Below are 22,196 nucleotides of genomic sequence, written 5' to 3'. Positions count from 1 at the left end.
AAGCTGGAAACGAACCACCGTAGCCCGGAATCCCTTCAGCACACTAGGTCTCGAGGCTCGTCGCTAACGCTCCTCGGCACCTCGACCACCGGGATGAGACGGCTCCCCTCGATGGTCGAGGTGCGAGCCGCGTGCGGCGATCCTCGAGACCTCTTGTGCCGAAGCTAGAATCGAACCACCGTGGCCCGGATACCCGTCGGCACACCAGGTCTCGAGGCTCGTCGCTAACGCTCCTCGGCACCTCGACCACCGGAGTGGGTCGGCCATCGGGCGGGAAGCGCGGAGCATCCTTCAAAGGCGAGTCGTCTTTCCCCCGCTGGTCGAGGTGCGAGCCGCGTGCGGCGAGCCTCGAGACCGCTTGCGCCGAAGCTGGAATCGGACCACACCCTCACCGCAGGAGCCCGCGCACCGCATCGATGGTGTCGGCGAGGTCGGCGGTCTTGTCTGGGCGGTACCGCAGCACGCGGGCGAATCGGAGCGCCACTCCACCCGGGTACCGCGAACTGCGTTGTACACCATCGAGTTCGATCTCGACGACGATCTCGGGATGCAGGTAGACCGTCCACGAATCGCGGCGGTCTTCGTGTTTCGGGAACTCCTCGGTCTGCCACTGGAGCAGTTTGTCGGTGAGCCCCTTGAACGTCTTGCCGACCATCACCGGGGGTCCACCATCGGGATCACGTGCCCCCAGATGGATGTTCGAGAGGTATCCGGTCCTGCGCCCCGACCCCCACTCGGCGGCGAGGACGACGAGGTCGAGGGTGTGCACCGGCTTCACCTTCTGCCAGGCCTTGCCCCGTCGACCGGCCGCGTACGGTCCCGACAACGACTTCACCATGACGCCCTCGTGACCGGCGGCCAATGCGGCCTCGAGGGTTTGCCGGGCCTGCTCGGGCGTCGGATTGCGTACCGATGTGATCCGCAGATGCGGCGCAAACGAATCCAGCGCGTCGAGCCGCTCGACGAGGGGCCGGTCGATCAGATCCTCGCCGTCGAGGTGGAGACAATCGAAGAAGAAGGGGCGCAACAACCGCGGACCACTGTCGACCCCGGCGTCCTCCTCCACCATCGACCCGAACCGACTCATCGTCTCCTGGAACGGGCGAGGCCGGCCGTCGTCGAACAGGGTCAGGGTCTCCCCGTCGAGGATCACCGAGCGCAGCGGCAGTTCTCGTACTGCCGCAACGAGATCCGGCACCCGTGCCGTCACGTCGTTGAGGGTACGGGTGAAGACGGCCACCTCATCACCGTCGCGGTGCACCTGGATGCGGGCTCCGTCGAGTTTGTGGTCGACGACGAGATCCGGTCCGAGACTCGCCAACGCCGAGTCGAGATCCTCCGCGGGTGTCGCCAGCATCGGCGACACCGCCCGCCCCACCTGCAGGCCGATGCCTTCCAAGACGGCACGGCCACCGTCGATCGCCGACGTCGCGGTCTCCGACAGGGACCCGGTGAGCATGTGCGCTCGACGGACCAGTGGTGCGGGTTGATCCGACACCGCGATGATCGCCTCCACCATCACCCCGGCGAGCGCACCCTGCCGCAGTTCGCCGGTGAGCAGCCTGAGCAAGAAGTTCTGTTCGTCGGCGGTGGCGCGGCCGAAGAGGTTGCCCAGCAACTCCGCTCGGGCGGGCACCGACCCGGCACCTGACGTCGTCGCCAACCGGGTGAAGGTGTCGTCGACCTCTGCCACCGTCAGCAGCGACTCCTCGTCGGATATCGGCGCCGCATCGATTCCTCGGACGGTGCGCCAGCCGATTCCGAGGCGTCCCTGCGGGATCTCACCCGACAACCACGCCACCACAAGACCCACCTCGTCGGCGGCGATGGCGAGGAGTTCGCGCAGCACAGCGGTTTTCGCGGTGCGGGAGCGTGTCGCCGCAACCGCGGTCGACGCCTGCACCACCGACGAGAAACGCATCAGTGTCCCCGGGTTTCCGGTGGGAGGTCGAGCGCGGACGGATCGTATCCGGGCGGCGCGGAATCCGGATGTGCCTGTAGGTAGGCGCGCAGCGCATCCTCGAGCGAGGCGAAGACGTGGTCGGGATTCAACTCGGCGAGTATCCCGTCGGTGCGCAATGTCTGCTGCAACTCGGGATCGACGCCGGCGAGCGCGAAATGCGCACCGCGGGAATGGATGTAGCCGATCAGGTCGGTGAGCACCGTCGACGCCGAATAGTCGACGTCGGTCATCGCCGACGCGTCGAGCACCAGCCACCGCACGGGGTCCGGCGCCTGCTTCACCAGATGCATGACGTCGTCGGAGAAGCGACCGGCGTTGGCGTAGAACAGCTCCGCGTCGTACCGGAACACGATCAAGCCCGGTAACGACTGGCTGCCCGGCGTCGCCGACTCGTACCGTGGCCGGCCGCCACCGCTGACGCCCAGCACGAAACGTTCGGGCCGGTATTGGCGTCGAACCAGTTCCAGCAGCGAGACGACCATGGACGCGACGATACCGACCTGCACACCGAACACCACGACGATGACCGCGGTGAGTACCGCGATACCGAACTCGACCCGCCGGACCCGACAGATCCGGACGAAGCCGTGGACGTCGATGAGGCGCAGCGCGATCAGGAACACGATCGCCGCCAGCACGGCATGCGGCAGACGGGCCAGCACGCCGGTGGCGAACACCACCACCAGCAGCGCGATCACCGCCATCGTCAGATTCGCGACCTGGGTCCGCCCGCGTTGGTCGTCGAGGAGTTGGGTCTTGGTGGGGCTGCCGTTGACGACGAAGGTGCCGGAGAAGCCCGCCACCAAATTGGCCCCCGACAGACCCAGGACGTCGCGGTTGATGTCGGCGTTCTGCCCGTGCCGCTGCGCGAAGCTGCGAGCGGTCGCGGCACTCTGGGCGAGGATCACCAGCGCGCAACCGAATGCGACGGTGGTGGCCTTGGCGATCTCCCCCAATCCCATTCCTCCCGAGCCCATTCCGCCCGGCCACCCGAAGTCCGGGAGGCCACCGTGGACCGAGCCGATCACCGGAACGCGCTCGGACCACCCGAAGGCTGCAACGGCGACGATCGACCCGATGACCACGACGACGGCGGCCGGGAAACGGGGCATCAGGCGCCCGCCAGCCAGCAGCGCGACCAGGGTCACCGCGGCAAAACCGACCGCTCCCCAGTTGATGTCGCCGAGGTGGCTGAGGATCGCCCACCACCGTGACCAGATCGACCCGTCGGTGCTCGACATTCCCAGCATTCCCGGGACCTGGCCGGTCATGACGGTGACACCGGTGCCGGCGAGGAATCCGACGAGCACCGAGGTGGACAAGAAGTCGCCGAGGAATCCCAGGCGCAGGAGTCGGGCCACCGCGAGCAGTCCACCGGTGACGATCGCGATCAGGCACGCCCACTGCAGCCATGCCTGCGAGTCCGGCACCAGCCCCGCAACGCCGAGCCCGGCGATACCCGATGCCAGCAGCGCCGCGGTCGCCGAGTCCGCGCCGACGACCATCAGCCGGGACGAGCCGATCAGCGCGAACACGATCGTCGGCAGGATGATCGTGTACAGCCCGGCGACGACCGGCACATGCGCGATGGCGCTGTATCCCATCGATTCGGGGATCGCCACGGCCGCGAGGGTGCATCCCGCGACCAGGTCGGTCCGCAGCCACGAGCGCTGATAGCCGGCCAATGCCGGCGGAACCAGCCGCGTCAGCGCTCCCCGCTTCATCCCGCCAGGCTAGTGGTTTGTCCACCGGAATCGGCGGCAAGCATCCGGTGAAATACTCGTCGATCCGACAAGTCGGACGGCGCCACGACAGCAGCCCCCGATCCGGTTGACATCGCCCGACATAGACTTCACACTTGTTGCATCACGTGCGCGGTGTTGCGCATAGTGCAACTACAGACGCCGATGCGGTCGCTGGGGTGGTTCGCGGAGCCCGCCCACCCGGTACGCATATCCACATATCGATTACCACGTGAAAATCACTGGCCAAGAGAGGCATTCATCTCCCATGACCGCACACGTCGTCGCGGGCGCCGCCGAGGCGGGAGCCGAATCCGACCGACTCGACCCGGCCGCCAGAGCGCTCCTCGACGAGCGCGTCGTCGGCGAGAGCCTGCCCGCCCCGTTCTACGTCGACCGGGAGTGGTTCGACCGCGACCTCGACGAGGTCTTCGCCAAGCGGTGGATCTTCGTCGCCACCGAAGCCGAGATCGCCGAGCCCGGTGACTACCTCACGGTGAATCTCGGCCGAAGTTCGGTCATCATCGCCCGCGACGACGAGCAGGTCGTCCGTGCCCACCACAACGTCTGCCGGCACCGCGGCGCCCGGCTGCTCACCGACGACCACGGCAGCACCGGCACCATCGTCTGCGCCTACCACTCCTGGACATACGGCATAGACGGTCGGCTGATGTTCGCCGACGCGCAGGCGCCCGGCTTCGACAAGAAATGCTTCTCACTCCGGCCGGTCGCGCTCCGCACGATCGCCGGGCTGATCTTCATCTGCCTCGCCGACGAGCCGCCCGCCGACATCGACGAGGTCGCCGCGATCGTCACGCCCTACCTCGAACCCCACGGCCTCGCGAACGCCAAGGTCGCCAAACAGACCGATCTCATCGAGAACGGCAACTGGAAACTCACCATGGAGAACAACCGCGAGTGCTATCACTGCGGTGGGCATCCGGAACTGCTCAACGTGTTCTTCCCGATCTGGGGTTTCGCCGACTCCGACGCCATCCCCGAACGGCTCCGTCCCGCCACCGCCCGATATCGTCAGGCCACCGACGAGATGACCGACCTGTGGCGACAACGCGGACTTCCCTATGACCGGATCGTTCAACTCGACACGCGCACAACCGGATTCCACATCGAGCGTGAGCCGATGGATCTTGCCGGGGAATCGTTCACCCTCGACGGTACCGTCGCCTGCACCCGCCCACTCGCCGACGCCCTTCCCGATCGCCGACTCGGCCGCCTCTCGATGCACCTGCAACCCAACATGTGGCTACACATCACCGGCGACCACGCCGTGCTGTTCTCGGCCATCCCGCTCGCCCCCGACCAAACCCTCGTGCGCACCACGTGGCTGGTCCACGCCGACGCCGTCGAAGGCATCGACTACGACCTCGACCGGCTGACCGGCGTCTGGGAGATCACCAACCAGCAGGACGCCGACCTCGTCGCGCTCGCCCATCAGGGCATCGCCGACCCCGCCTACCTTCCCGGCCCGTACGGCCCGTCCGAGGTCCAGGTCGAGGCCTTCATCAACTGGTACATCACCACATTGCGCACCACACTGGGCACCACACCTGCAGTGGCGCAAGCGGTGTCACAGATTCCGGAGAGCGCCTGATGAGCGACGAACACCTGCTGGTCTGCGTCGAACGCACCCCGGCCACCCACGACATGACGACATTCACCTTCCGCACCGTCGAACCCCACACCTTCGTGTTCAACCCCGGGCAGTTCCTCACCATCGGGGTCACCATCGACGGCCGCACCGTGCAACGCTGCTACAGCATCTCCTCACCACCCACCCGCCCCGACACCCTGTCCATCTCGGTCAAACGCAAGACCGGCGGCCACGTGTCGAACTGGTTGCACGACAACATGACACCGGGCATGACGATGACCGCCAGCGGCCCCCTCGGCCGATTCAGCTACATGGGCAAAGGCGCCGAACGCTACCTGTTCATCTCCGCGGGCAGCGGGATCACCCCCATCATGTCGATGATCCGCGCCGCCACCGACGGCACCACGTCCGGGCCGTACCGCTCCGGCGAGCAGACCGACATCGTGTTCATCCACAGCGCCCGCACCCTCGAGGACATCCCGTTCCGCGCCGAACTCGAACAACTCTCCGTCGCCCATCCCGGACTCGACGTGGCCTTCGCGCTCACCCGCGCACATCTCGACGACCCGACGGCAACCGCTCCCCGGCGCCTCGACGCCGACACCCTCCTACGCATGTGCCCCGACCTCGCCGACCGTGAGGTATTCCTCTGCGGCCCCGGCCAATTCCGCAGCGGCGTCCGATCCGCACTGGTCGCCTCCGGCGCGACTCTCGCCCACATCCACGAGGAGAGCTTCGGCTTCGTCCTACCCACGCCCACCGACGACGACGGCCCCGGCATCACCGTCGACTTCACCCGCCGCGCCCGCCGCGTCAACGTCACCGCGGGCAGCAGCATCCTCGCCGCCGCCGCGGCCGCAGGCGTCACCCTGCCCTCGACCTGTGGCGTCGGCCTGTGCGGCTCCTGCAAGGTCACCAAGGTCTCCGGCGACGTCGTCATGAACCATCAGGGCGGCATCCGCAACCGCGAGATCGAGCAGGGCAAGATCCTGCTCTGCTGCTCCGAACCCATCACCCCCGTCGTCATCGATTTCTGAGGACACCATGACATCCGACCCTGCTCCCGGCGCCGACACAATTCGGCCCGCTCGCTCCGCTCCCGGCGCCGGGCTCCCCGAGCACCCAGACTTCCTCTGGCACAACCCCGACCCCCAACCCACCTACGACGTCGTCATCGTCGGCGGCGGCGGACACGGGCTCGCCACCGCCCACTACCTCGCCCGCAATCACGGCATCACCAATGTCGCCGTCCTCGAACGTGGTTGGCTCGCCGGCGGCAACATGGCCCGCAACACCACGCTCATCCGGTCCAACTACCTGTGGGACGAGAGCGCAGGCATCTACGAGCACGCACTGAAGCTGTGGGAGGGTCTCGAGGAAGAGCTCGGATATCCGATCCTGTTCAGCCAGCGGGGCGTTCTCAATCTCGCACACACCGAGCAGGACGTCCGCGACTCCGTTCGCCGGGTCGAGGCCAACCGGCTCAACGGAATCGACGCCGAGTGGCTCGACCCCAAACAGGTCGCCGAGATCTGCCCGATCGTCAACACCTCCGCCGACATCCGGTACCCGGTCATGGGGGCGACCTTCCAGCCGCGCGGCGGGATCGCCAAGCATGACTGGGTCGCTTGGGGATTCGCGCGCAGCGCCAGCACCGCGGGCATCGACATCATCCAGAACTGCGAGGTCACCGGGTTCGAGACCACCGACGGGAAGGTCACCGCGGTCAACACCTCGCGCGGGCGCATCGGGGCGGGCACCGTCGCCCTGTGTGCGGCCGGGCACACCTCCACTCTCACCGATCAACTGGGCTTCGGCTTGCCGCTGCAATCCCATCCGCTGCAGGCGCTCGTCTCCGAACTCCTCGAACCCGTCCACCCGACCGTCGTCATGTCGAATGCGGTGCACGTCTATGTCTCCCAGGCGCACAAGGGAGAACTCGTGATGGGTGCGGGCGTCGACTCCTACAACGGCTACGGCCAGCGCGGCGCGTTCCACATCATCGAACGCCAGATGGCCGCCGCCGTCGAGCTGTTCCCGATCTTCGCCCGCGCCCGGCTGTTGCGGACCTGGGGCGGCATCGTCGACGTCACCCCCGACGCCTCCCCGATCCTCGGTGCCACCCCCTACGACAACCTCTTCGTCAATTGCGGTTGGGGCACCGGTGGATTCAAGGCGACACCAGCCGTCGGATGGTGCCTGGCCCACACCATCGCGACCGGCGCTCCCCACCCGATCAACGCCCCGTTCACCATCGACCGGTTCACCACCGGCCGACTCATCGACGAGCACGGCGCGGCCGCCGTGGCGCACTAGTCCACCGGCCCACCAGTGCAGATCATCGACTCCACCCAAGCCCGGAGAACCCCATGCAACTGATTCCCTGCCCGCACTGCGGGCCGCGCGAGGAGACCGAGTTCCATTACGGCGCCGCCGCGGGTGTCGAGTATCCCGCGCAGCCGCAGACCCTCGACGACGACGAGTGGGCCGACTATCTGTTCTTCCGTCCGAACCCGAAAGGTGTTCTCGCCGAACGCTGGTGCCACAGCGCCGGCTGCCGACGGTGGTTCACCATCACCCGGGACACCGTGACCTACCGGTTTACCGGCACGCCGGTGGCCGCCCCGGTGTCGACCTCAGTTCCCGGGCCACGCCGATGACCCACTCACTCACCGATCTCCGCACCCCCGCCGGTGGCCGCATCGACCGCACCCGGCCCATCGACTTCGTGTTCGACGGCGTCACCTACACCGGCTACGCCGGCGACACCCTGGCCTCGGCACTGCTGGCCAACGGCGTCCGCACCATCACCAGCAGCGTCAATCTCGGTCGGGTCCGCGGGATCACCGGCTCCTGGTCGGAGGATGCCACCGCCCAGGTCGGTATCGACGCCCCCTACAGCGAACCGATGGTGCCGGCCACCATGATCGAACTCTGTCCCGGACTCACCGCGCACGGCGTCCCCGGATGGGGCAAGCTGTCCGCCGACATCGATACCGCCCGTTACGATTCGCTGCACCACCATCCCGAGGTGCTCGTCGTCGGCGCGGGTGCCGCCGGTCTGATGGCGGCGGTGATGGCCGCCCGCGCCGGCGTGCGGGTCATGCTCGTCGACGAACGCCCCGAACCCGGCGGCGCCACGCCCGACGCCCCGTGGGTCGCCGACGCGGTCACCGAGTTCGACGCGCACCCACACACCACCCGCCTCGTCCGCACCACCGCATTCGGCGGCTACGACGACGGATTCGTGCTGGCGGTGGAGCGTCGCACGGACCATCTCGGCGAAGCTTGTCCACTCGGGGCACCGACCCGGATCTCGCGGCAACGCGTACACCGCATCCGGGCGAAACGGATCGTCCTCGCGACCGGCGCGCATGAGCGCCCGATCGTGTTCGGCAGCAACGACCTTCCCGGCGTGATGCTCGCCGGCGCCGCCGCCGACTACCTCCACCGATACGGCGTACTCGTCGGTCGCGAAGCCGTGATGTTCACCGCCGGCGACTCCGCGTACGCCGATGCCTTCGCCCTCGCCGAATCGGGTGTGCACATCGCGGCCCTCGTCGATGTTCGGGCGCACGTCTCGTCGGATCTTCTCGAGCGCGCCACCCATCTCGGGATCGACGTTCGCACCTCCGGCGCGGTGGTGCGAGCCATCGGCGACGAGTGCGTCGAGGCCGTGGAGTTGCTCGACGGCACCATCATTCGCTGTGACACCGTGCTGGTCTCGGGTGGTTGGAACCCCGCCGCGCACCTGTGGAGCCAGATGCGGGGCACCATCGCCTTCGACGCCGACGCAGCAGCCTTCCTGCCGACCGGCACCCTGCCGACCACCGACATCGCCGGCGCCGCAGCGGGATTGCTGACCACCGGCTCCTGCCTGACCGACGGCAGGCGCGCCGGCCTCGCCGCGTTGCGTGCCCTCGGCGCGGTCCTACCCGAGTACCGCGGTGTACCGCGCACCGCCGACCGCACCCCGGCCGCGACCGCCGTGTACTGGCATGTGCCGCAGTCGGAGCCGACGTTGTCCTTCGTGGACCTGCAGCGCGACGCCACCGTCGCCGACATCGGGCGCGCGGTCGGCGCGGGTATGCGCTCGGTGGAACATGTCAAGCGCTACACCACCATCGGCACCGCCCACGATCAGGGCAAGACATCGGGGATCGTCGCCTCCGGCATCGTCGCCGAACTCCTCGGGGTCGACGTCTCCGACGCCGGCACCACCACCTTCCGTCCGCCCTACACGCCGGTGTCGTTCACCGCGCTGGCCGGACGCAACCGCGGCGACCTCTACGATCCGATCCGCCGGACCCCGTTGCACGAGTGGCACATCGAGCGTGGTGCGATCTTCGAGGACGTCGGGCAGTGGAAACGTCCGCGGTTCTACCCGCGCGGCGGCGAGGACATGGAATCGGCGGTGCTGCGCGAATGTGGTGCCGTCCGTTCGGGAGTCGGCATCCTCGACGGATCCACCCTCGGGGTCATCGACGTGGCCGGCCCGGACGCACCGGTCTTCCTCGATCTGCTCTACACCAACCTGATGAGCACCCTGAAGGTCGGCAAGGTGCGCTATGGCGTCATGTGCGGGCCGGACGGGATGGTCCTCGATGACGGCACGGTGATGCGGATCGCCGAGGACCGCTACACCGTCTACACCACCACCGGCAACGCCGCGACGATCCTGGACTGGATGGAGGAATGGCATCAGACCGAGTGGCCGCATCTGCAGGTGTTCACGACGTCGCTGACCGACCATGTTGCCACGTTCCCGGTGGTCGGGCCGCACTCGCGTGCGGTCGTCGGCGCGGTATTCCCCGACCTCGACGTCACCAATCAGGCGTTCGGCTTCATGGACTGGCGCGACACCTCCTTCGGCGGGGTCCCGGTGCGGTTGGGCCGGGTGAGTTTCTCCGGCGAGCTCGCCTACGAGGTCAACGTGGCCGCCGAGTACGCCGAAACCCTGTGGCGTGCACTGATCGACGCGGGCGCACCGTACGGCATCACCCCGTACGGCACCGAGACGATGCACGTGCTGCGCGCCGAGAAGGGATACCCGATCATCGGGCAGGACACCGACGGCACCGTCACCCCGCACGATCTCGGCATGAGCTGGGTGGTGTCGAAGAAGAAGGCCGACTTCCTCGGCAAACGCTCCTTCGACCGGCCGTCGAATCAGGACCCGAACCGCAAGCACCTGGTGGGATTGCTGCCCACCGACAGCGCCACGAAGCTTCCGGAGGGATCGCAGATCATCGCCCACCGTGCCGACCGCACGCTGCCGGCACCGCCGGTCGGGATGCTCGGGCACGTCACCTCGAGTTACCGCAGCGCCGAACTCGGACGGCCGTTCGCCCTCGCACTCGTCAAGGGCGGACGTGAGCGGATCGGCGCCCTCCTCGACGTGCCGATCGGTGACCGGCTGATCGAAGTCGAGGTCACCACAACGGTCTTCGTCGATCCGGAAGGAGCTCGTCGTGATGGCTGAGCACACCTGCACCTCCCGCTCGCCCCTGCACGGCTGGGCGAGCGCCTTCGACGCCCTCGCCCCTGCGGTGCGGCTATGCGAGTCACCCGTTGCCCAGGTGGTGGTGCGGACCACCGACGAGGACGCGATCACGCGGTTGGATCTGCCGTCTGCGTGCCAGGTCCGTCGAGACGGCGCGGATGACGGCGAGGTGGCTATCTGGCTGGGCCCCGACGAATGGCTGCTGTACCGGCCCGGAATCCCCGGGCACGAATATCTCGCCGAGGTCACCGGGCGACTCGCCGACACCCGACCCGGCACCTATCTGATGGATGCCACCGGCCAGCGCACCCGCGTACTCCTGGCGGGCGAGCATGCGCACACCGTCCTCGCACACGGCTGCGCGATCGACCTCGCACCGACCTCGTTCGGTGCGAACGAGGCCGCACAGACACTGCTCGCGCAGACCGGGGTGATCCTGCACCGCACCGGCGACGACCCGGAGTCGGGTTTCGCCCTGCTGGTTCGTTCGTCCTTCGCCGACCATCTCGCCCACTGGCTGCTCGACGCGGCAGCGGAGTACTGCCAGAACCCCGCGGTAGCTGAAGACCGCACCCGCACAGAAGGACCCGGCCATGTCTGACACGTTCATCCTCACCCTGCGCTGTCCGTCGCGCAGCGGCATCATGCATGCGGTCTCGTCGTTTCTCTACAGTCACGGATGCGAGGTGGCCGATCACCGGCAGTTCGACGACCCGCTCACCCACACGTTGTTCGTACGCACCGAGTTCGTGTGCGCGCGCGAGGCCGGCGCCGAAGACATGACGCGCGCCTTCGAGTACCTCGCAGCCGGCATCGACGCCGAGTTCACGATCACCGATCAAGCGCCGCAACGCATCCTGGTGATGGTCTCGACGCTCGGCCACTGCCTCAACGACCTCGTGTTCCGTTGGCGCTCGGGCACCCTCGGCGGCGACCTGGTCGCGGTGGTGTCCAACCACACGGCTCTCGAACCGATGGCGGTCTCGGCCGGCCTGCCGTTCCATCACGTGCCCGTCACCCCGGATACCAAGGCGCAGGCCGAATCCCGACTGCTCGGACTCGTCGACGAGTACGACGCCGACCTCGTCGTACTTGCCCGGTACATGCAGATCCTCTCCGACGAGACGTGTACCGCGCTGCGTGGCAGGGCGATCAACATCCATCACTCGTTCCTGCCGGGCTTCAAGGGCGCCAAGCCCTACCACCAGGCACACCAGCGAGGTGTCAAGTATGTCGGCGCCACCGCGCACTACGTGACCCCCGACCTCGACGAGGGACCGATCATCGAGCAGGAGGTGATCCGCATCGACCACACCCACGACCCGCGCCGCCTGGCCACCGTCGGCAGCGACGCCGAGGCACTCGCGCTCTCGCGAGCCGTGCGCTGGCACAGCGAGAATCGCGTCCTGATGAACGGCACCAGCACCGTCGTCTTCAGCTGACCCCGACCCGAAAGAACCCTCCCATGAGCACACCGAAAGTCGTGATCGTCGGCGCCGGGATCGTCGGCACCTCGCTGGCCGACGAATTGACCGGGCGCGGCTGGACCGACGTCACCGTCGTCGACCGCGGTCCGCTGTTCGCCACCGGCGGATCGACCTCGCACGCACCGGGACTGGTCTTCGCGACCAACCCGTCGAAGACGATGACCGAGTTGGCGTCCTACACGTGCGAGAAGTTCTCGGCGCTGACCCATCCCGACGGATGGTGCTTCAACCACGTCGGCGGACTCGAGGTGGCGACCACCGACGTGCGGTGGGGCGATCTGCACCGCAAGGCCGGGTGGGCCGCATCCCGTGGCGTCGACCACGAGTTGCTCACCCCCGCACAATGTGTCGCGAAGTATCCGTTGCTCGACCCCGACCTGATCCTCGGCGGGCTGTACACACCGCGCGACGGGCTCGCCAAGGCGTTGCGTGCGGTGGAGGCGCAGGCCGCTCGCGCCACCGAGCGGGGCGCACGGTTCGTGGGCCATCAGGAGGTCGTTGACGTCATCGAGTCCAATGGCTCTGTTCGGGGCGTGCGCACCACCACCGGGACCTTTGACGCCGACATCGTCGTGTGCTGCACCGGATTCTGGGGCCGGGAGTTCGGCCGTCGGGTGGGCCTGACGATCCCGTTGGTACCGATGGCCCACCAGTACGCCTACACCACTCCGCTGACCTCGCGAAAGGGCGTCAATTCGGCTGTCGCCGAGGCGTCGCTGCCGATCCTGCGTCACCAGGATCAGGACCTCTACTACCGCGAGCACGGTGACCGGCTGGGTATCGGCTACTACGGTCACCGGCCGATGCCGACCGATGTCTCCGCCCTCGACCACGAGTCGACGATCTCCCTCGAGGAGATGCCGTCGAAGGTGATGTTCACCCCCGACGATTTCGCGCAGGCGTGGGAGCAGAGCACGCGATTGCTCCCCGAGCTGGCCGGCGGCAAGGTGGAGGAGGGATTCAACGGGATCTTCTCATTCACCCCCGACGGACATTCGGTGGTCGGCGAACACCGTGAACTGCACGGCTTCTGGGTGGCCGAGGCCGTGTGGGTGACCCACTCCGCGGGCATCGCACGCACCGTCGCCGAGTCGATGATCGACGGTGCCGCCTCCGTCGACACCCACGAGTTCGATCTGTACCGGTTCGAGGAGGCCGGGCTGACCGACGACGCGATCCTCGCCACGAGCTCACAGTCGTTCGTAGAGGTCTACGACGTCATCCACCCGCACGATCAGCGCACTGCGCCGCGGCAGGTGCGGACCAGCCCGTTCTACGATCGTCAGGTCGCGCTCGGCGCGCAGTTCTGGGAGGCCGGCTTCTGGGAGCGGCCCGCATGGTTCGAGGCCAACCAGGGTCTGCTCGACGACCTCGTCGCCGGCGGATTCGGGATACCGGAACGTGATTCGTGGTCGGCACGGCACTGGTCGCCGATCTCCGTCGCCGAAGCCGCGCACACCCGCAGTCACGTCGCCCTGTACGACATGACCCCACTCACCCGCTACGAACTGTCCGGGCCGGGCGCTCTCGATCTGCTGCAACGGCTGACCACCAACAATCTCGACAAGTCGGTGGGATCAGTGACCTACACCCTCATGCTCGACCAGAAGGGCGGTGTGCGTTCGGATCTGACGGTCGCCCGGCTCTCCGAGGATGTGTTCCAGGTCGGCGCCAACGGTCCCGTCGACTTCGACTGGATCGCCCGACACCTGCCCACCGACGGGGTGACCCTGCGCGACATCACCGGCGCCAACTGCTGTCTTGGCCTCTGGGGGCCCTCGGCGCGGGAGGTGCTGGCGCCACTGACACCCACCGACCTCACCAACGAGGGGCTCAAGTACTTCCGGTGTGTACGGACGACGATCGGACCGATTCCGGTCACGCTGATGCGGGTGTCCTACGTCGGCGAACTCGGCTGGGAGATCTACACCGGCGCCGAGTACGGGCGCGGCCTGTGGGATCTGTTGATGAGCGCCGGGCACGAGCACCAGATCATCCCCGCGGGTCGAATCGCGTTCAACGCGTTGCGGATCGAAAAGGGCTACCGGTCGGCCGGCACCGACATGACCACCGAGCACACCCCGGACGCCGCCGGTCTGGGCTTCGCGGTCCGCATGAGCAAGGACGACTTCGTGGGCAAGAGCGCAGTGGCCGAACGCGTCTCGACGACTCGCCTGCGGACCCTGCGATTCACCGATCCCGCGGCCGTCGTCCTCGGCAAGGAGCCGGTATCGGTGGGCGGTGGGGTCGTCGGCTACATCACCAGCGCGGGCTGGTCGCCGACGCAGCGGGCGTGCCTGGCCTACGCGTGGCTGCCCGCCGACCTCGAAGACGGCGTCGAGGTGTCCGTCGCCTATCAACGCACCACCTATCGGGCCGTGCTCGGCCCCGACGTCTCCGTCGACCCCGCGATGTCGCGCATCCGGAAGTAATCGCCGTGACCTCGGTGTTCGATCCCCCACTGGGGTGGTCGGCTAGAGTTGGTCGGGTCATGCCCACCAAGGAGAGCAACCCGTCCGAGAACCCCGGCTCCGGCGCCGTCCAGTCGGTCGACCGGGCCCTGCAGATCCTCGAGCTCATCGGGCAGCACGGCGCGGCCGGCGTCACCGAACTCGCCGCCGAACTCGGCGTGCACAAGTCGACGGTCTCGCGTGTCATCGGCTCGCTGGAGGCACGCGGCTTCGTCGAACAGGAGCCCGTCGGCCGCAAGTACCGCATCGGCTTCACCGTGGTGCGACTGGCCAGTTCGACCAGCGCCACGCTCGACCTGTCCAAACAGGGACAGGAGATCTGCGAGATGCTCGCCGCGAAACTCGGCGAGACCGCCAACATCGCCGTACTCGGCGGCACACAGGCGGTCAACATCGTTGAGGCACAGGGCACCTCGAGTGTTGCGCTGCAGACCTGGATCGGTCAGACCTCTCCGGCGCATGCCACGTCGTCGGGCAAGACCCTACTCGCCGCGCTATCCGACGACGAGGTGCGCGCCACCTTCGCCGCCGGACTGCCGAGCTACACCGAACACACCATCACCGAGATCGACGCCCTACTCGCCGATCTCGCCCGTATCCGCGACCGCGGGTGGGCGATCGCCGAGGAAGAACTGGAACTCGGGCTCGTCGCGGTCGCCGCACCCATCCGCGATCACAGCGGCGCCGTGATCGGCGCGTTGAGTGTGTCGGGACCGAGATACCGCCTCGATCCCGACGACGCCCCCACCCTCGCCGCCACTGTGCAGCGAGCCGCCGCGGAACTCAACGCACGCTTCGGTTTCCGCGGCTGACGCCGGTCGTCGGTGGGCCCGGATTCCCATCGGTGCGGCGGGTCTCGAGGCTCGGCGCCTGGGGCGCCGAGCACCTCGACCATCGGGGGAAAACCGGGTTCGCCAACCGCAACCGATCGACGGCGACTTCCCCGAACGCAACCGACCTACCGACTGCGACTTTGATCGCTGGTCGAGGTGCGAGCTGCGTGCGGCGAGCCTCGAGACCCACTTACGCCGCAGCTGGTTCCGATCACCAGGCAAAACGCCGCTCGGCCACCCGGGGATGGCCTCACCCACACGCGAGCAACACCCCACTCGCTGGTCGAGGTGCGAGCCGCGTGCGGCGAGCCTCGAGGCCACCTGCGCCGCAGCTGGTTCCGGCCGTCAGGCAAAACGCCTCAGGCCGGCTCGGCCACCCCTGCCTCTCGCGACGCAGAATCCTTGCGTGACAACACCGATCCCAGTGCGAGCTGACCGGCACCCACGAAGACGAGCAGCAGCAACGCCCAGCAGAACAGCGCTGCGGAATCACCCTCGTTCTGGATGGGGAGCAGGCCGTCGCCCTGATGCTTCCAGAAGTAGGCGACGGCCATCGATCCCGATCCGATGAGCGCCGCGACGCGGGTCCCGACCCCGAGCATGATCAGCAGCCCGCCGACGAACTGGATGGCCGCAGCCCACCACGACGGCCAGGCACCGAAGTCCGCGGTCTGACCGCTGTACGGCGCCACCGGCCACGCGAACAGCGTGGACGTGCCGTGGCAGAAGAACAGGAAGCCGACGACGATCCGGAAGATCCCGATCGCCCACGGGGAGAGTTTCTCAAGTGAGGTTAGCATTGCCTAATAGTGACAGTGTTTGCGTATGCAACCAATAGTCCGGCAATCAACTGTGAGCCACTCCATAGATCGCGATCATCTGGCCCCGCAGACCCCGACTCAGTTGCCGCGCTTGATCCATTCCTCCAGGTGCGGTGCCTCGGCGGCAACGGTGGTGCCGTCGCCGTGACCGGTGTAGACCTTGGTCTCCGGATCGAGGGTGAAGATCTTGGTCCTGATGGACTCGATGATCGTCGGGAAGCTCGAGAACGAGCGCCCCGTCGCCCCCGGCCCGCCCTGGAACAGAGTGTCACCGCTGAACAGCACGCCGGCCTCCGGCGCGTAGATCACCGAGGAGCCCGGCGAATGTCCCGGGGTGTTGATGACCGTCAGCGCGGTGCCCGCGACCTCGATCTCCTGGCCGTCGGCGAGATCGCCATGGCCGACGTCGGGATGGGTGTCGTTCCACAGCATGTCGTCACCGGGATGCAGCAGGATCGGTGCACCCGTCTCCTGCGACAACTCCGGTGCGACGGTGATGTGGTCATTGTGCCCGTGGGTCAACAGGATCGCCTTGACGGTGCGACCGCCGACCGCGTCGAGGATCGGCGCAGCCTTGTGCGCCGCGTCGATGATGACGACCTCGCTGTCGTCACCGACGATCCAGATGTTGTTGTCGACGTCCCAGGTGCCGCCGTCGAGGCTGAAAGTGCCTGAGGTGACCACGTTCTCGATCTGCAGGGGCATTAGAGTTCCACCACCGAACGCAGCACCTTACCGGCCTCCATCGCCGAGAACGCGTCCTCGACGTCGCCGAGTCCGACACGTTCGGTGACGAACTTCTCCAGCGGGAGACGACCCTGCTCGTAGAGGTCGATGAGCATCGGGAAGTCCCGCTCGGGCAGGCAGTCGCCGTACCAGGAGGACTTCAAAGCACCACCGCGAGAGAAGAAGTCGACCAGCGGGAGCTCGAGGGTCATCTCCGGGGTCGGCACGCCGACGAGCACCACGGTGCCGGCGAGGTCACGGGCGTAGAAGGCCTGCTTGTAGGTTTCGGGTCGGCCGACGGCGTCGACGATGACGTCCACCCCGTTGCCGTCGGTGAGATCCTGCACGGCGGTGATCACGTCGTCGACCTCGGCACCGTTGATGGTGTGGGTGGCGCCGAGATCGGTGGCCCACTCCAGCTTTGCCGGGTCGCGGTCGATCGCGATGATGGTTGTGGCACCGGCCAGCCGCGCGCCGGCGATGGCGGCGTCACCGACACCACCGCAGCCGATGACGGCCACCGAATCACCGCGGCCCACGTTGCCGGTGTTCATGGCCGCACCCAGACCCGCCATCACACCGCAGCCGAGCAGTCCGGCCACCGCCGGGTCGGTCTCGGGATTGACCTTGGTGCACTGCAATTCGTGGATCAGCGTCTTTTCGATGAACGCGCCGATGCCCAGGGCAGGGGTGAGTTCGGTGCCGTCGGTCAGCGTCATCGACTTCGACGCGTTGAAGGTGTTGAAGCAATACCACGGACGGCCCCGCTTGCAGGCGCGGCACTCACCGCACACCGCACGCCAGTTGAGGACGACGAAGTCGCCGACCTCGACGTGACTGACGTCGGACCCGACGGTCTCGACGATGCCCGCCGCCTCGTGCCCGAGCAGGAAGGGGTACTCGTCGTTGATCCCGCCCTGCTTGTAGGCGAGGTCGGTGTGGCAGACACCGCATGCCTGGATCTTCACGATCACGTCGCGGGGCCCGGGATCGGGGACCACCACATCGACGAGCTCCGTCGGAGCACCCTTGCTCCGCGAGATGACTCCCTTGACCGTCTGCTCCGACATATCCGCTTCTCGATCCTCTCGATACGACTCTGGTTGGGGACAACGCTGGACTGCGCCATGCAGTCGTAGTAGTCCCGTCCCAGTCTCACGGCGCCGACGAACACATGCATCCGCCCGAATGGATGGTTCTACCTAGACGAAAGTACAGCCGCCCCCGACCCGTCGAGAATGATCACTGCGCCGTGATACCCGCCCGGGCCGCGAGCAGACCGGCTTCCCCGCGGTTGGAGACCTGCAGTTTCTGCAGGATCGAGGTGACGTGGAACTTGATCGTGGATTCGCTGACACCGAGATCAGTGGCGATCGACTTGTTGCGTCGCCCGAGGGCCAGATGCCCCAGCACCTCGACCTCCCGCGGATTGAGCGACGACAGCAGATCCTCGGAGGGCCGCGCGTCGGGAGTCTGCAGCGGGATGTGCGCCGACACCCGACTGCCCCAGCCGGGGATCGTCTCGACCTCGAGGCGACCGTCGAGCGCCTGCAGCCGTCCGGCCAGCTGGCGCCGCAACGCGTCCCCATCGAGTTCGCCGCTGCCCTGGTCACGGACGTCGACGACGAGATCGTCACCTTGCGCATCCCAGGAGATCCGCACCCGCACGAGGTGCGCCTGGGCGACGACCGCCACCGCAACGGCACGAACGATCGCCCGCGCGGCGTGCGCGATCTCCCCGGGCAACGACCGGCCGGCGGCGGTCGGTCCACCGAAGTCGACCTCGGCGTCGACGTGCCGCAGGACCGGTTCGAGTTCGGCCTGCAACCGGGAGAATGCGGTGGCCAACGCCTCGGTCGCCAGCTTGTGGTCGGCATCGCCGACCGTGCGCAATGCGATCAGCGCCGACGACGCGGCGTCGGCGGCGCGAGTGCGGGCTGTCCGATCGTCGAGGTCGCGGGCACGCAGCGTGGTCAGGATCGCCGCGAGGGTGTCCTCGTGGGTCTCGGTCAGCTGGGTGATGGTGCGCGCCCGCTCACTCGACGCCGCCCGCGACTCGGCGAGATAATCCGGGCTGGCCTGGGCGACCTGCTGGCGGATCGAGACCGCGACGATCGCAAACCAGGCGCGCAACAGCTTCGGCGACCCCGACAACGCCCGCTTGGGCACCAGGACGAGCAGCGTGTCGGTCTCGTCGCGCACCACCCGCACCCGACGCGACGCGCCCCCGACCACCGCGTCGCGCTCGATCACCTCACCGACGACCGTCTCGTCCTTGATCGCATCGAGTTCGGCGATGGTGACCCGATCGACGATCGCCGGGTCGCCGGCCACCTTGCGGGGACGCCCGGTGCACTCGCGGGTGAAGATGACCAGCGCGTCGTGCGGACACTGCGACGTCAGGAACCGGGAGAACCGGGCCGCGATCTCCGGCAGCGGTCCGTCGATGACGGTGCGCAGTCGTTGCCAGCCGTCGGGGTCGCTCGTCACGTTCCCATTCTGGCTGACCGCGGTGGGGTGACAACGACCGCGCCCCGGCTTCTCCCGTACCCGGATGCCCGGTCAGAAGGTGATCAACGGTTTGACGATGTTGTCGCGCTTCTCGGCCATCATGACGAACGCGTCCTCGACGTCGTCGAAGCCGAAGCGATGAGTGGTCATCACCGTCGGGTCGACCTTGCCGGTCGTCATCAGGGTGAACAGCCGCGACATCCGGTCACTGCCACCGGTACACAGTCCGGTCCGAATGGTCTTGTCGCCCATGCCCAGTCCCCACGCCGTCAGAGCCAGAGGCAGCGGCGCCGGATTCTCGCCGTGATACCCGATGTTCGACAACGTGCCACCGGCCTTGAGGCAGGCCAACGCGGCCTCGAAGGTCTGCGGGAAGCCGAGCGCCTCGATCGAGGCATCCACGCCGACGCCACCGGTGAGGTCCATGATCTGCGCGACGGGATCACCGTCGGTGAAGTCGACGATGTCGTCGGCACCGAAACGCTTTGCCAGAGCAATGCGTTCGGGACGTGACTCGACGGCGATGATCCGCCCCGCACCCCGCAGTTTCGCCCCGATGGTGGCACACAATCCGACCGCACCCTGCGCGAAGATCGCCACGGTGTCCCCGATCTCGATCTGCGCATGCTCGGCCCCCATCAGTCCGGTGCTGAGCATGTCGCAGGCGTACACCGCGGCGTCGTCGCTCAACTCGTCCGGGATCGGGGCGAGATTCCCCTGCGCCGCCGGCACCAGGAAGTACTCGGCCATGTTGCCGTCGACCTGCGCGGTGTACTTGTAGCCGCCGAGGAGCCCACCGCATTGGCTGGTGAAACCCCGCTGACAGTAGGAACATTCGAAGCACGGCGTCACCGCGTTCACCGCGACGCGCTGGCCCTCGGTGAAACCGGTGACCGCGGAGCCGAGTGCGGCGATCACACCCACCGACTCATGTCCGAGGGTGCGCCCGTTCTCGACGGGCAGCGCACCCTTGACGGTGTGCACATCCGAGGTGCAGATCAGTGCGGCGGTGGTCTTCACCAGGGCTTCGTTGGGGCCCGGTGTGGGTATGGGCTTCTCGACGATCGCGGTCTTACCGATCTCGAGCATCGTGAAGGTCTTCATCAAGGCGGACATGTGGCTCATCCTTTGGTTTCGGGAAAAGAGAAGTGGTTTCGGAAAGCGAAGAAGGTGTGGCAGTACCCGGATGCGGGCAAGAGTGATCAGCCCGCCATGCCGGGGGGCGGCATGGCGGGCCGAGGTGCGGATGATCCCGCACCGCTACTCCTCGGACGTCCGGCCCCCGGGGCCGGCCCGTGCAGGGGCTAGCTCTTCAGGGCGTCGTAGAAGGCCGTCTCGAACTCCATGTACTTGGTGAACGAGGTCGGGTCGCCGAACGGCAGGATCTGGGTGGCCCAGTACCCGCCGTATCCGTTCTGCCGGTCGATCCAGTAGAAGAGATTGGCCAGCCCCGCCCATCCCTGGGCACCTGCCGGGCGGCCGGTCGGCGCCGTCTCGTTGTTGATCATGAACGGCAACGACCACGACTTCGACTGTCCCGGGAAGAATTCCGCGTCGTTGGACAGCGACGGGATGACGCCCGGCAGCATGGTGACCGGCAGATCACCGAGATGATTGCGCAGCGCCATCTCCACGGTCTCGGCCTTGAGGACCCGACCACCCTCGCCCACACCGCCGTTGAGCCACATCCGGATGAACTTCATGTAGTCACCGACGGTCCCGTACAGGCCGTGTCCACCGAAGTCCACCTCCGGCGGCGACGGTAGTTCGAGACCCATCGGGGTCAGCGAGCCGTCGGCGTTGCGCGCGTGGATCTCGGTCAGATGCGACCGGAAGTCCTCGCGCAGAATGAAACTCATGTTCTCGATGCCGAGCGGGGCGAAGATGCGTTCGTCGAACACCTCACCGAGCCGCTTTCCGCGCAACCCCTCGACCACCTGACCGACCCAGTCGATGTTGGTTCCGTACTGCCACCGCTCGCCCGGATCGAAGAGCAGCGGTGTCATCAGCGCCGCCCGACTGGCCGTGGTGACGCTGGGCTGCCCCTTCTCCTCGGCGAGCCGGCTATAGATCTCGTCGAAGAAGTCGTAGCCGAATCCTCCGGTGTGCGTGAGCAATTGGCGGGTGGTCGGCACCGACTTCGGTGCCCGCAGGATCGGTTCGCCGGCGTCGTCGAAGCCTTCGATCACCTGCAGGGTGCCGATGGCGGGCGCATAGGTGCTCGCCGGCGCGTCGAGGTCGAGCAGGCCCTCTTCCACCAGCTGCAGCGCCGCGGTCGCGGTGATCGCCTTGGTGGTGGAGAAGATCGCGAACACGTCGTCGGTGGTCATCGGAGCCGACCCGCCCAGGCTGCGTTGGCCCGCAGCTCCGGAATACACGGTGCGGTCACGATCGGTCACCATCGCCACCACGCCGGGCACGCGGGCGTCCCCGGTGACGGCCTCGGCCAGAATCCGATCGGCGGCACTGGTGAACGCGGAGACATCGAGTGAAGAGAATGTGCTGGTCATAGCTTTATCCTTTCACG

The 22,196-nt window shown here is 67.4% G+C and carries 17 protein-coding genes; 9 read left to right on the top strand and 8 right to left on the bottom strand.

Features of this window, described 5'->3' with window-relative positions:
• Positions 1-388 precede the first annotated feature (388 nt).
• Together J6U32_RS03595 and J6U32_RS03590 are read right to left on the bottom strand one after the other, a co-directional pair.
• Positions 389-1,921, bottom strand: coding sequence for an ATP-dependent DNA ligase (locus J6U32_RS03595; protein ID WP_208793583.1), 1,533 nt, complete (start codon positions 1,919-1,921; stop codon positions 389-391).
• Positions 1,921-3,687 carry a SulP family inorganic anion transporter gene (locus tag J6U32_RS03590; RefSeq protein ID WP_208793582.1) on the bottom strand — a complete coding sequence of 589 codons (1,767 nt, stop codon included), beginning with the start codon at positions 3,685-3,687 and terminating at the stop codon, positions 1,921-1,923. Before J6U32_RS03590 ends, J6U32_RS03595 begins: the two co-directional genes overlap by 1 nt.
• Positions 3,688-3,973: 286 nt before the next feature.
• Between J6U32_RS03590 and J6U32_RS03585 the strand changes: the two genes are divergently transcribed.
• Genes J6U32_RS03585 through J6U32_RS03545 form a run of 9 tightly spaced genes read left to right on the top strand, consistent with a single transcriptional unit; the run spans position 3,974 to position 15,590 of the window.
• Positions 3,974-5,317 (top strand): aromatic ring-hydroxylating oxygenase subunit alpha, encoded by a 1,344-nt coding sequence (locus tag J6U32_RS03585; protein ID WP_208793581.1) that lies wholly within the window; start codon positions 3,974-3,976, stop codon positions 5,315-5,317.
• Entirely contained in the window at positions 5,317-6,354 is a 1,038-nt protein-coding gene (locus J6U32_RS03580; protein ID WP_208793580.1) for a hybrid-cluster NAD(P)-dependent oxidoreductase, read from the top strand. Before J6U32_RS03585 ends, J6U32_RS03580 begins: the two co-directional genes overlap by 1 nt.
• Positions 6,355-6,361: 7 nt before the next feature.
• On the top strand, positions 6,362-7,633 hold the full coding sequence (locus J6U32_RS03575) for a sarcosine oxidase subunit beta family protein (RefSeq protein WP_208793579.1): 1,272 nt from the start codon (positions 6,362-6,364) through the stop codon (positions 7,631-7,633).
• A gap of 53 nt (positions 7,634-7,686) precedes the next feature.
• Positions 7,687-7,977 carry a sarcosine oxidase subunit delta gene (locus J6U32_RS03570; protein ID WP_208793578.1) on the top strand — a complete coding sequence of 97 codons (291 nt, stop codon included), beginning with the start codon at positions 7,687-7,689 and terminating at the stop codon, positions 7,975-7,977.
• Complete coding sequence (locus tag J6U32_RS03565; RefSeq protein WP_208793577.1) at positions 7,974-10,799, top strand: FAD-dependent oxidoreductase; 2,826 nt, start codon at positions 7,974-7,976, stop codon at positions 10,797-10,799. The genes J6U32_RS03570 and J6U32_RS03565 overlap by 4 nt, the downstream gene beginning before the upstream one ends.
• Positions 10,792-11,421: a sarcosine oxidase subunit gamma gene (locus J6U32_RS03560; protein WP_208793576.1), complete on the top strand. Its 630-nt coding sequence runs from the start codon at positions 10,792-10,794 to the stop codon at positions 11,419-11,421. Before J6U32_RS03565 ends, J6U32_RS03560 begins: the two co-directional genes overlap by 8 nt.
• Positions 11,414-12,262 (top strand): formyltetrahydrofolate deformylase, encoded by an 849-nt coding sequence (gene purU / locus J6U32_RS03555; RefSeq protein WP_208793575.1) that lies wholly within the window; start codon positions 11,414-11,416, stop codon positions 12,260-12,262. Before J6U32_RS03560 ends, purU begins: the two co-directional genes overlap by 8 nt.
• Positions 12,263-12,285: 23 nt before the next feature.
• Complete coding sequence (locus J6U32_RS03550; RefSeq protein ID WP_208793574.1) at positions 12,286-14,739, top strand: GcvT family protein; 2,454 nt, start codon at positions 12,286-12,288, stop codon at positions 14,737-14,739.
• 59 nt (positions 14,740-14,798) lie between these two features.
• Positions 14,799-15,590, top strand: a complete 792-nt coding sequence (locus J6U32_RS03545) for an IclR family transcriptional regulator (RefSeq protein WP_208793573.1) — start codon at positions 14,799-14,801, stop codon at positions 15,588-15,590.
• Between the two features lie 380 nt (positions 15,591-15,970).
• On the opposite strand, the gene J6U32_RS03540 is transcribed toward J6U32_RS03545, so the two are convergent.
• From J6U32_RS03540 to J6U32_RS03515, 6 genes are all read right to left on the bottom strand, one after another.
• Complete coding sequence (locus J6U32_RS03540) at positions 15,971-16,411, bottom strand: DoxX family protein (protein WP_208793572.1); 441 nt, start codon at positions 16,409-16,411, stop codon at positions 15,971-15,973.
• Between the two features lie 99 nt (positions 16,412-16,510).
• The gene (locus tag J6U32_RS03535) at positions 16,511-17,137 is read right to left on the bottom strand and encodes an MBL fold metallo-hydrolase (protein ID WP_208793571.1); all 627 of its coding nucleotides are present in this window, start codon (positions 17,135-17,137) and stop codon (positions 16,511-16,513) included.
• On the bottom strand, positions 17,137-18,228 hold the full coding sequence (locus J6U32_RS03530) for an S-(hydroxymethyl)mycothiol dehydrogenase (RefSeq protein ID WP_006369072.1): 1,092 nt from the start codon (positions 18,226-18,228) through the stop codon (positions 17,137-17,139). The genes J6U32_RS03535 and J6U32_RS03530 overlap by 1 nt, the downstream gene beginning before the upstream one ends.
• Positions 18,229-18,400: 172 nt before the next feature.
• Positions 18,401-19,648, bottom strand: coding sequence for a helix-turn-helix transcriptional regulator (locus J6U32_RS03525; RefSeq protein ID WP_208793570.1), 1,248 nt, complete (start codon positions 19,646-19,648; stop codon positions 18,401-18,403).
• A 72-nt stretch (positions 19,649-19,720) separates the two neighbouring features.
• On the bottom strand, positions 19,721-20,785 hold the full coding sequence (locus J6U32_RS03520; protein WP_208793569.1) for an NAD(P)-dependent alcohol dehydrogenase: 1,065 nt from the start codon (positions 20,783-20,785) through the stop codon (positions 19,721-19,723).
• A gap of 188 nt (positions 20,786-20,973) precedes the next feature.
• Positions 20,974-22,179, bottom strand: a complete 1,206-nt coding sequence (locus tag J6U32_RS03515; protein ID WP_208793568.1) for a serine hydrolase domain-containing protein — start codon at positions 22,177-22,179, stop codon at positions 20,974-20,976.
• Positions 22,180-22,196 lie beyond the last annotated feature (17 nt).

The sequence above is a fragment of the Gordonia polyisoprenivorans genome (assembly GCF_017654315.1).
GTDB classification, from domain to species: Bacteria; Actinomycetota; Actinomycetes; order Mycobacteriales; family Mycobacteriaceae; genus Gordonia; species Gordonia polyisoprenivorans_A.
Note: the sequence above shows the minus strand (reverse complement) of the source record. Positions and strands in the feature narration are given on the sequence as shown.

What these genes read in the sequence shown, in the direction of transcription:
- J6U32_RS03550 (WP_208793574.1), top strand. Translation starts at nt 12,286, where the DNA reads ATGAGCACACCGAAAGTCGTGATCGTCGGCGCCGGGATCGTCGGCACC.
- purU (WP_208793575.1), top strand. Translation starts at nt 11,414, where the DNA reads ATGTCTGACACGTTCATCCTCACCCTGCGCTGTCCGTCGCGCAGCGGC.
- J6U32_RS03545 (WP_208793573.1), top strand. Translation starts at nt 14,799, where the DNA reads ATGCCCACCAAGGAGAGCAACCCGTCCGAGAACCCCGGCTCCGGCGCC.
- J6U32_RS03585 (WP_208793581.1), top strand. Translation starts at nt 3,974, where the DNA reads ATGACCGCACACGTCGTCGCGGGCGCCGCCGAGGCGGGAGCCGAATCC.
- J6U32_RS03560 (WP_208793576.1), top strand. Translation starts at nt 10,792, where the DNA reads ATGGCTGAGCACACCTGCACCTCCCGCTCGCCCCTGCACGGCTGGGCG.
- J6U32_RS03565 (WP_208793577.1), top strand. Translation starts at nt 7,974, where the DNA reads ATGACCCACTCACTCACCGATCTCCGCACCCCCGCCGGTGGCCGCATC.
- J6U32_RS03535 (WP_208793571.1), bottom strand. Translation starts at nt 17,137, where the DNA reads ATGCCCCTGCAGATCGAGAACGTGGTCACCTCAGGCACTTTCAGCCTC.
- J6U32_RS03530 (WP_006369072.1), bottom strand. Translation starts at nt 18,228, where the DNA reads ATGTCGGAGCAGACGGTCAAGGGAGTCATCTCGCGGAGCAAGGGTGCT.
- J6U32_RS03575 (WP_208793579.1), top strand. Translation starts at nt 6,362, where the DNA reads ATGACATCCGACCCTGCTCCCGGCGCCGACACAATTCGGCCCGCTCGC.
- J6U32_RS03515 (WP_208793568.1), bottom strand. Translation starts at nt 22,179, where the DNA reads ATGACCAGCACATTCTCTTCACTCGATGTCTCCGCGTTCACCAGTGCC.
- J6U32_RS03580 (WP_208793580.1), top strand. Translation starts at nt 5,317, where the DNA reads ATGAGCGACGAACACCTGCTGGTCTGCGTCGAACGCACCCCGGCCACC.
- J6U32_RS03570 (WP_208793578.1), top strand. Translation starts at nt 7,687, where the DNA reads ATGCAACTGATTCCCTGCCCGCACTGCGGGCCGCGCGAGGAGACCGAG.
- J6U32_RS03520 (WP_208793569.1), bottom strand. Translation starts at nt 20,785, where the DNA reads ATGTCCGCCTTGATGAAGACCTTCACGATGCTCGAGATCGGTAAGACC.
- J6U32_RS03590 (WP_208793582.1), bottom strand. Translation starts at nt 3,687, where the DNA reads ATGAAGCGGGGAGCGCTGACGCGGCTGGTTCCGCCGGCATTGGCCGGC.
- J6U32_RS03595 (WP_208793583.1), bottom strand. Translation starts at nt 1,921, where the DNA reads ATGCGTTTCTCGTCGGTGGTGCAGGCGTCGACCGCGGTTGCGGCGACA.
- J6U32_RS03540 (WP_208793572.1), bottom strand. Translation starts at nt 16,411, where the DNA reads ATGCTAACCTCACTTGAGAAACTCTCCCCGTGGGCGATCGGGATCTTC.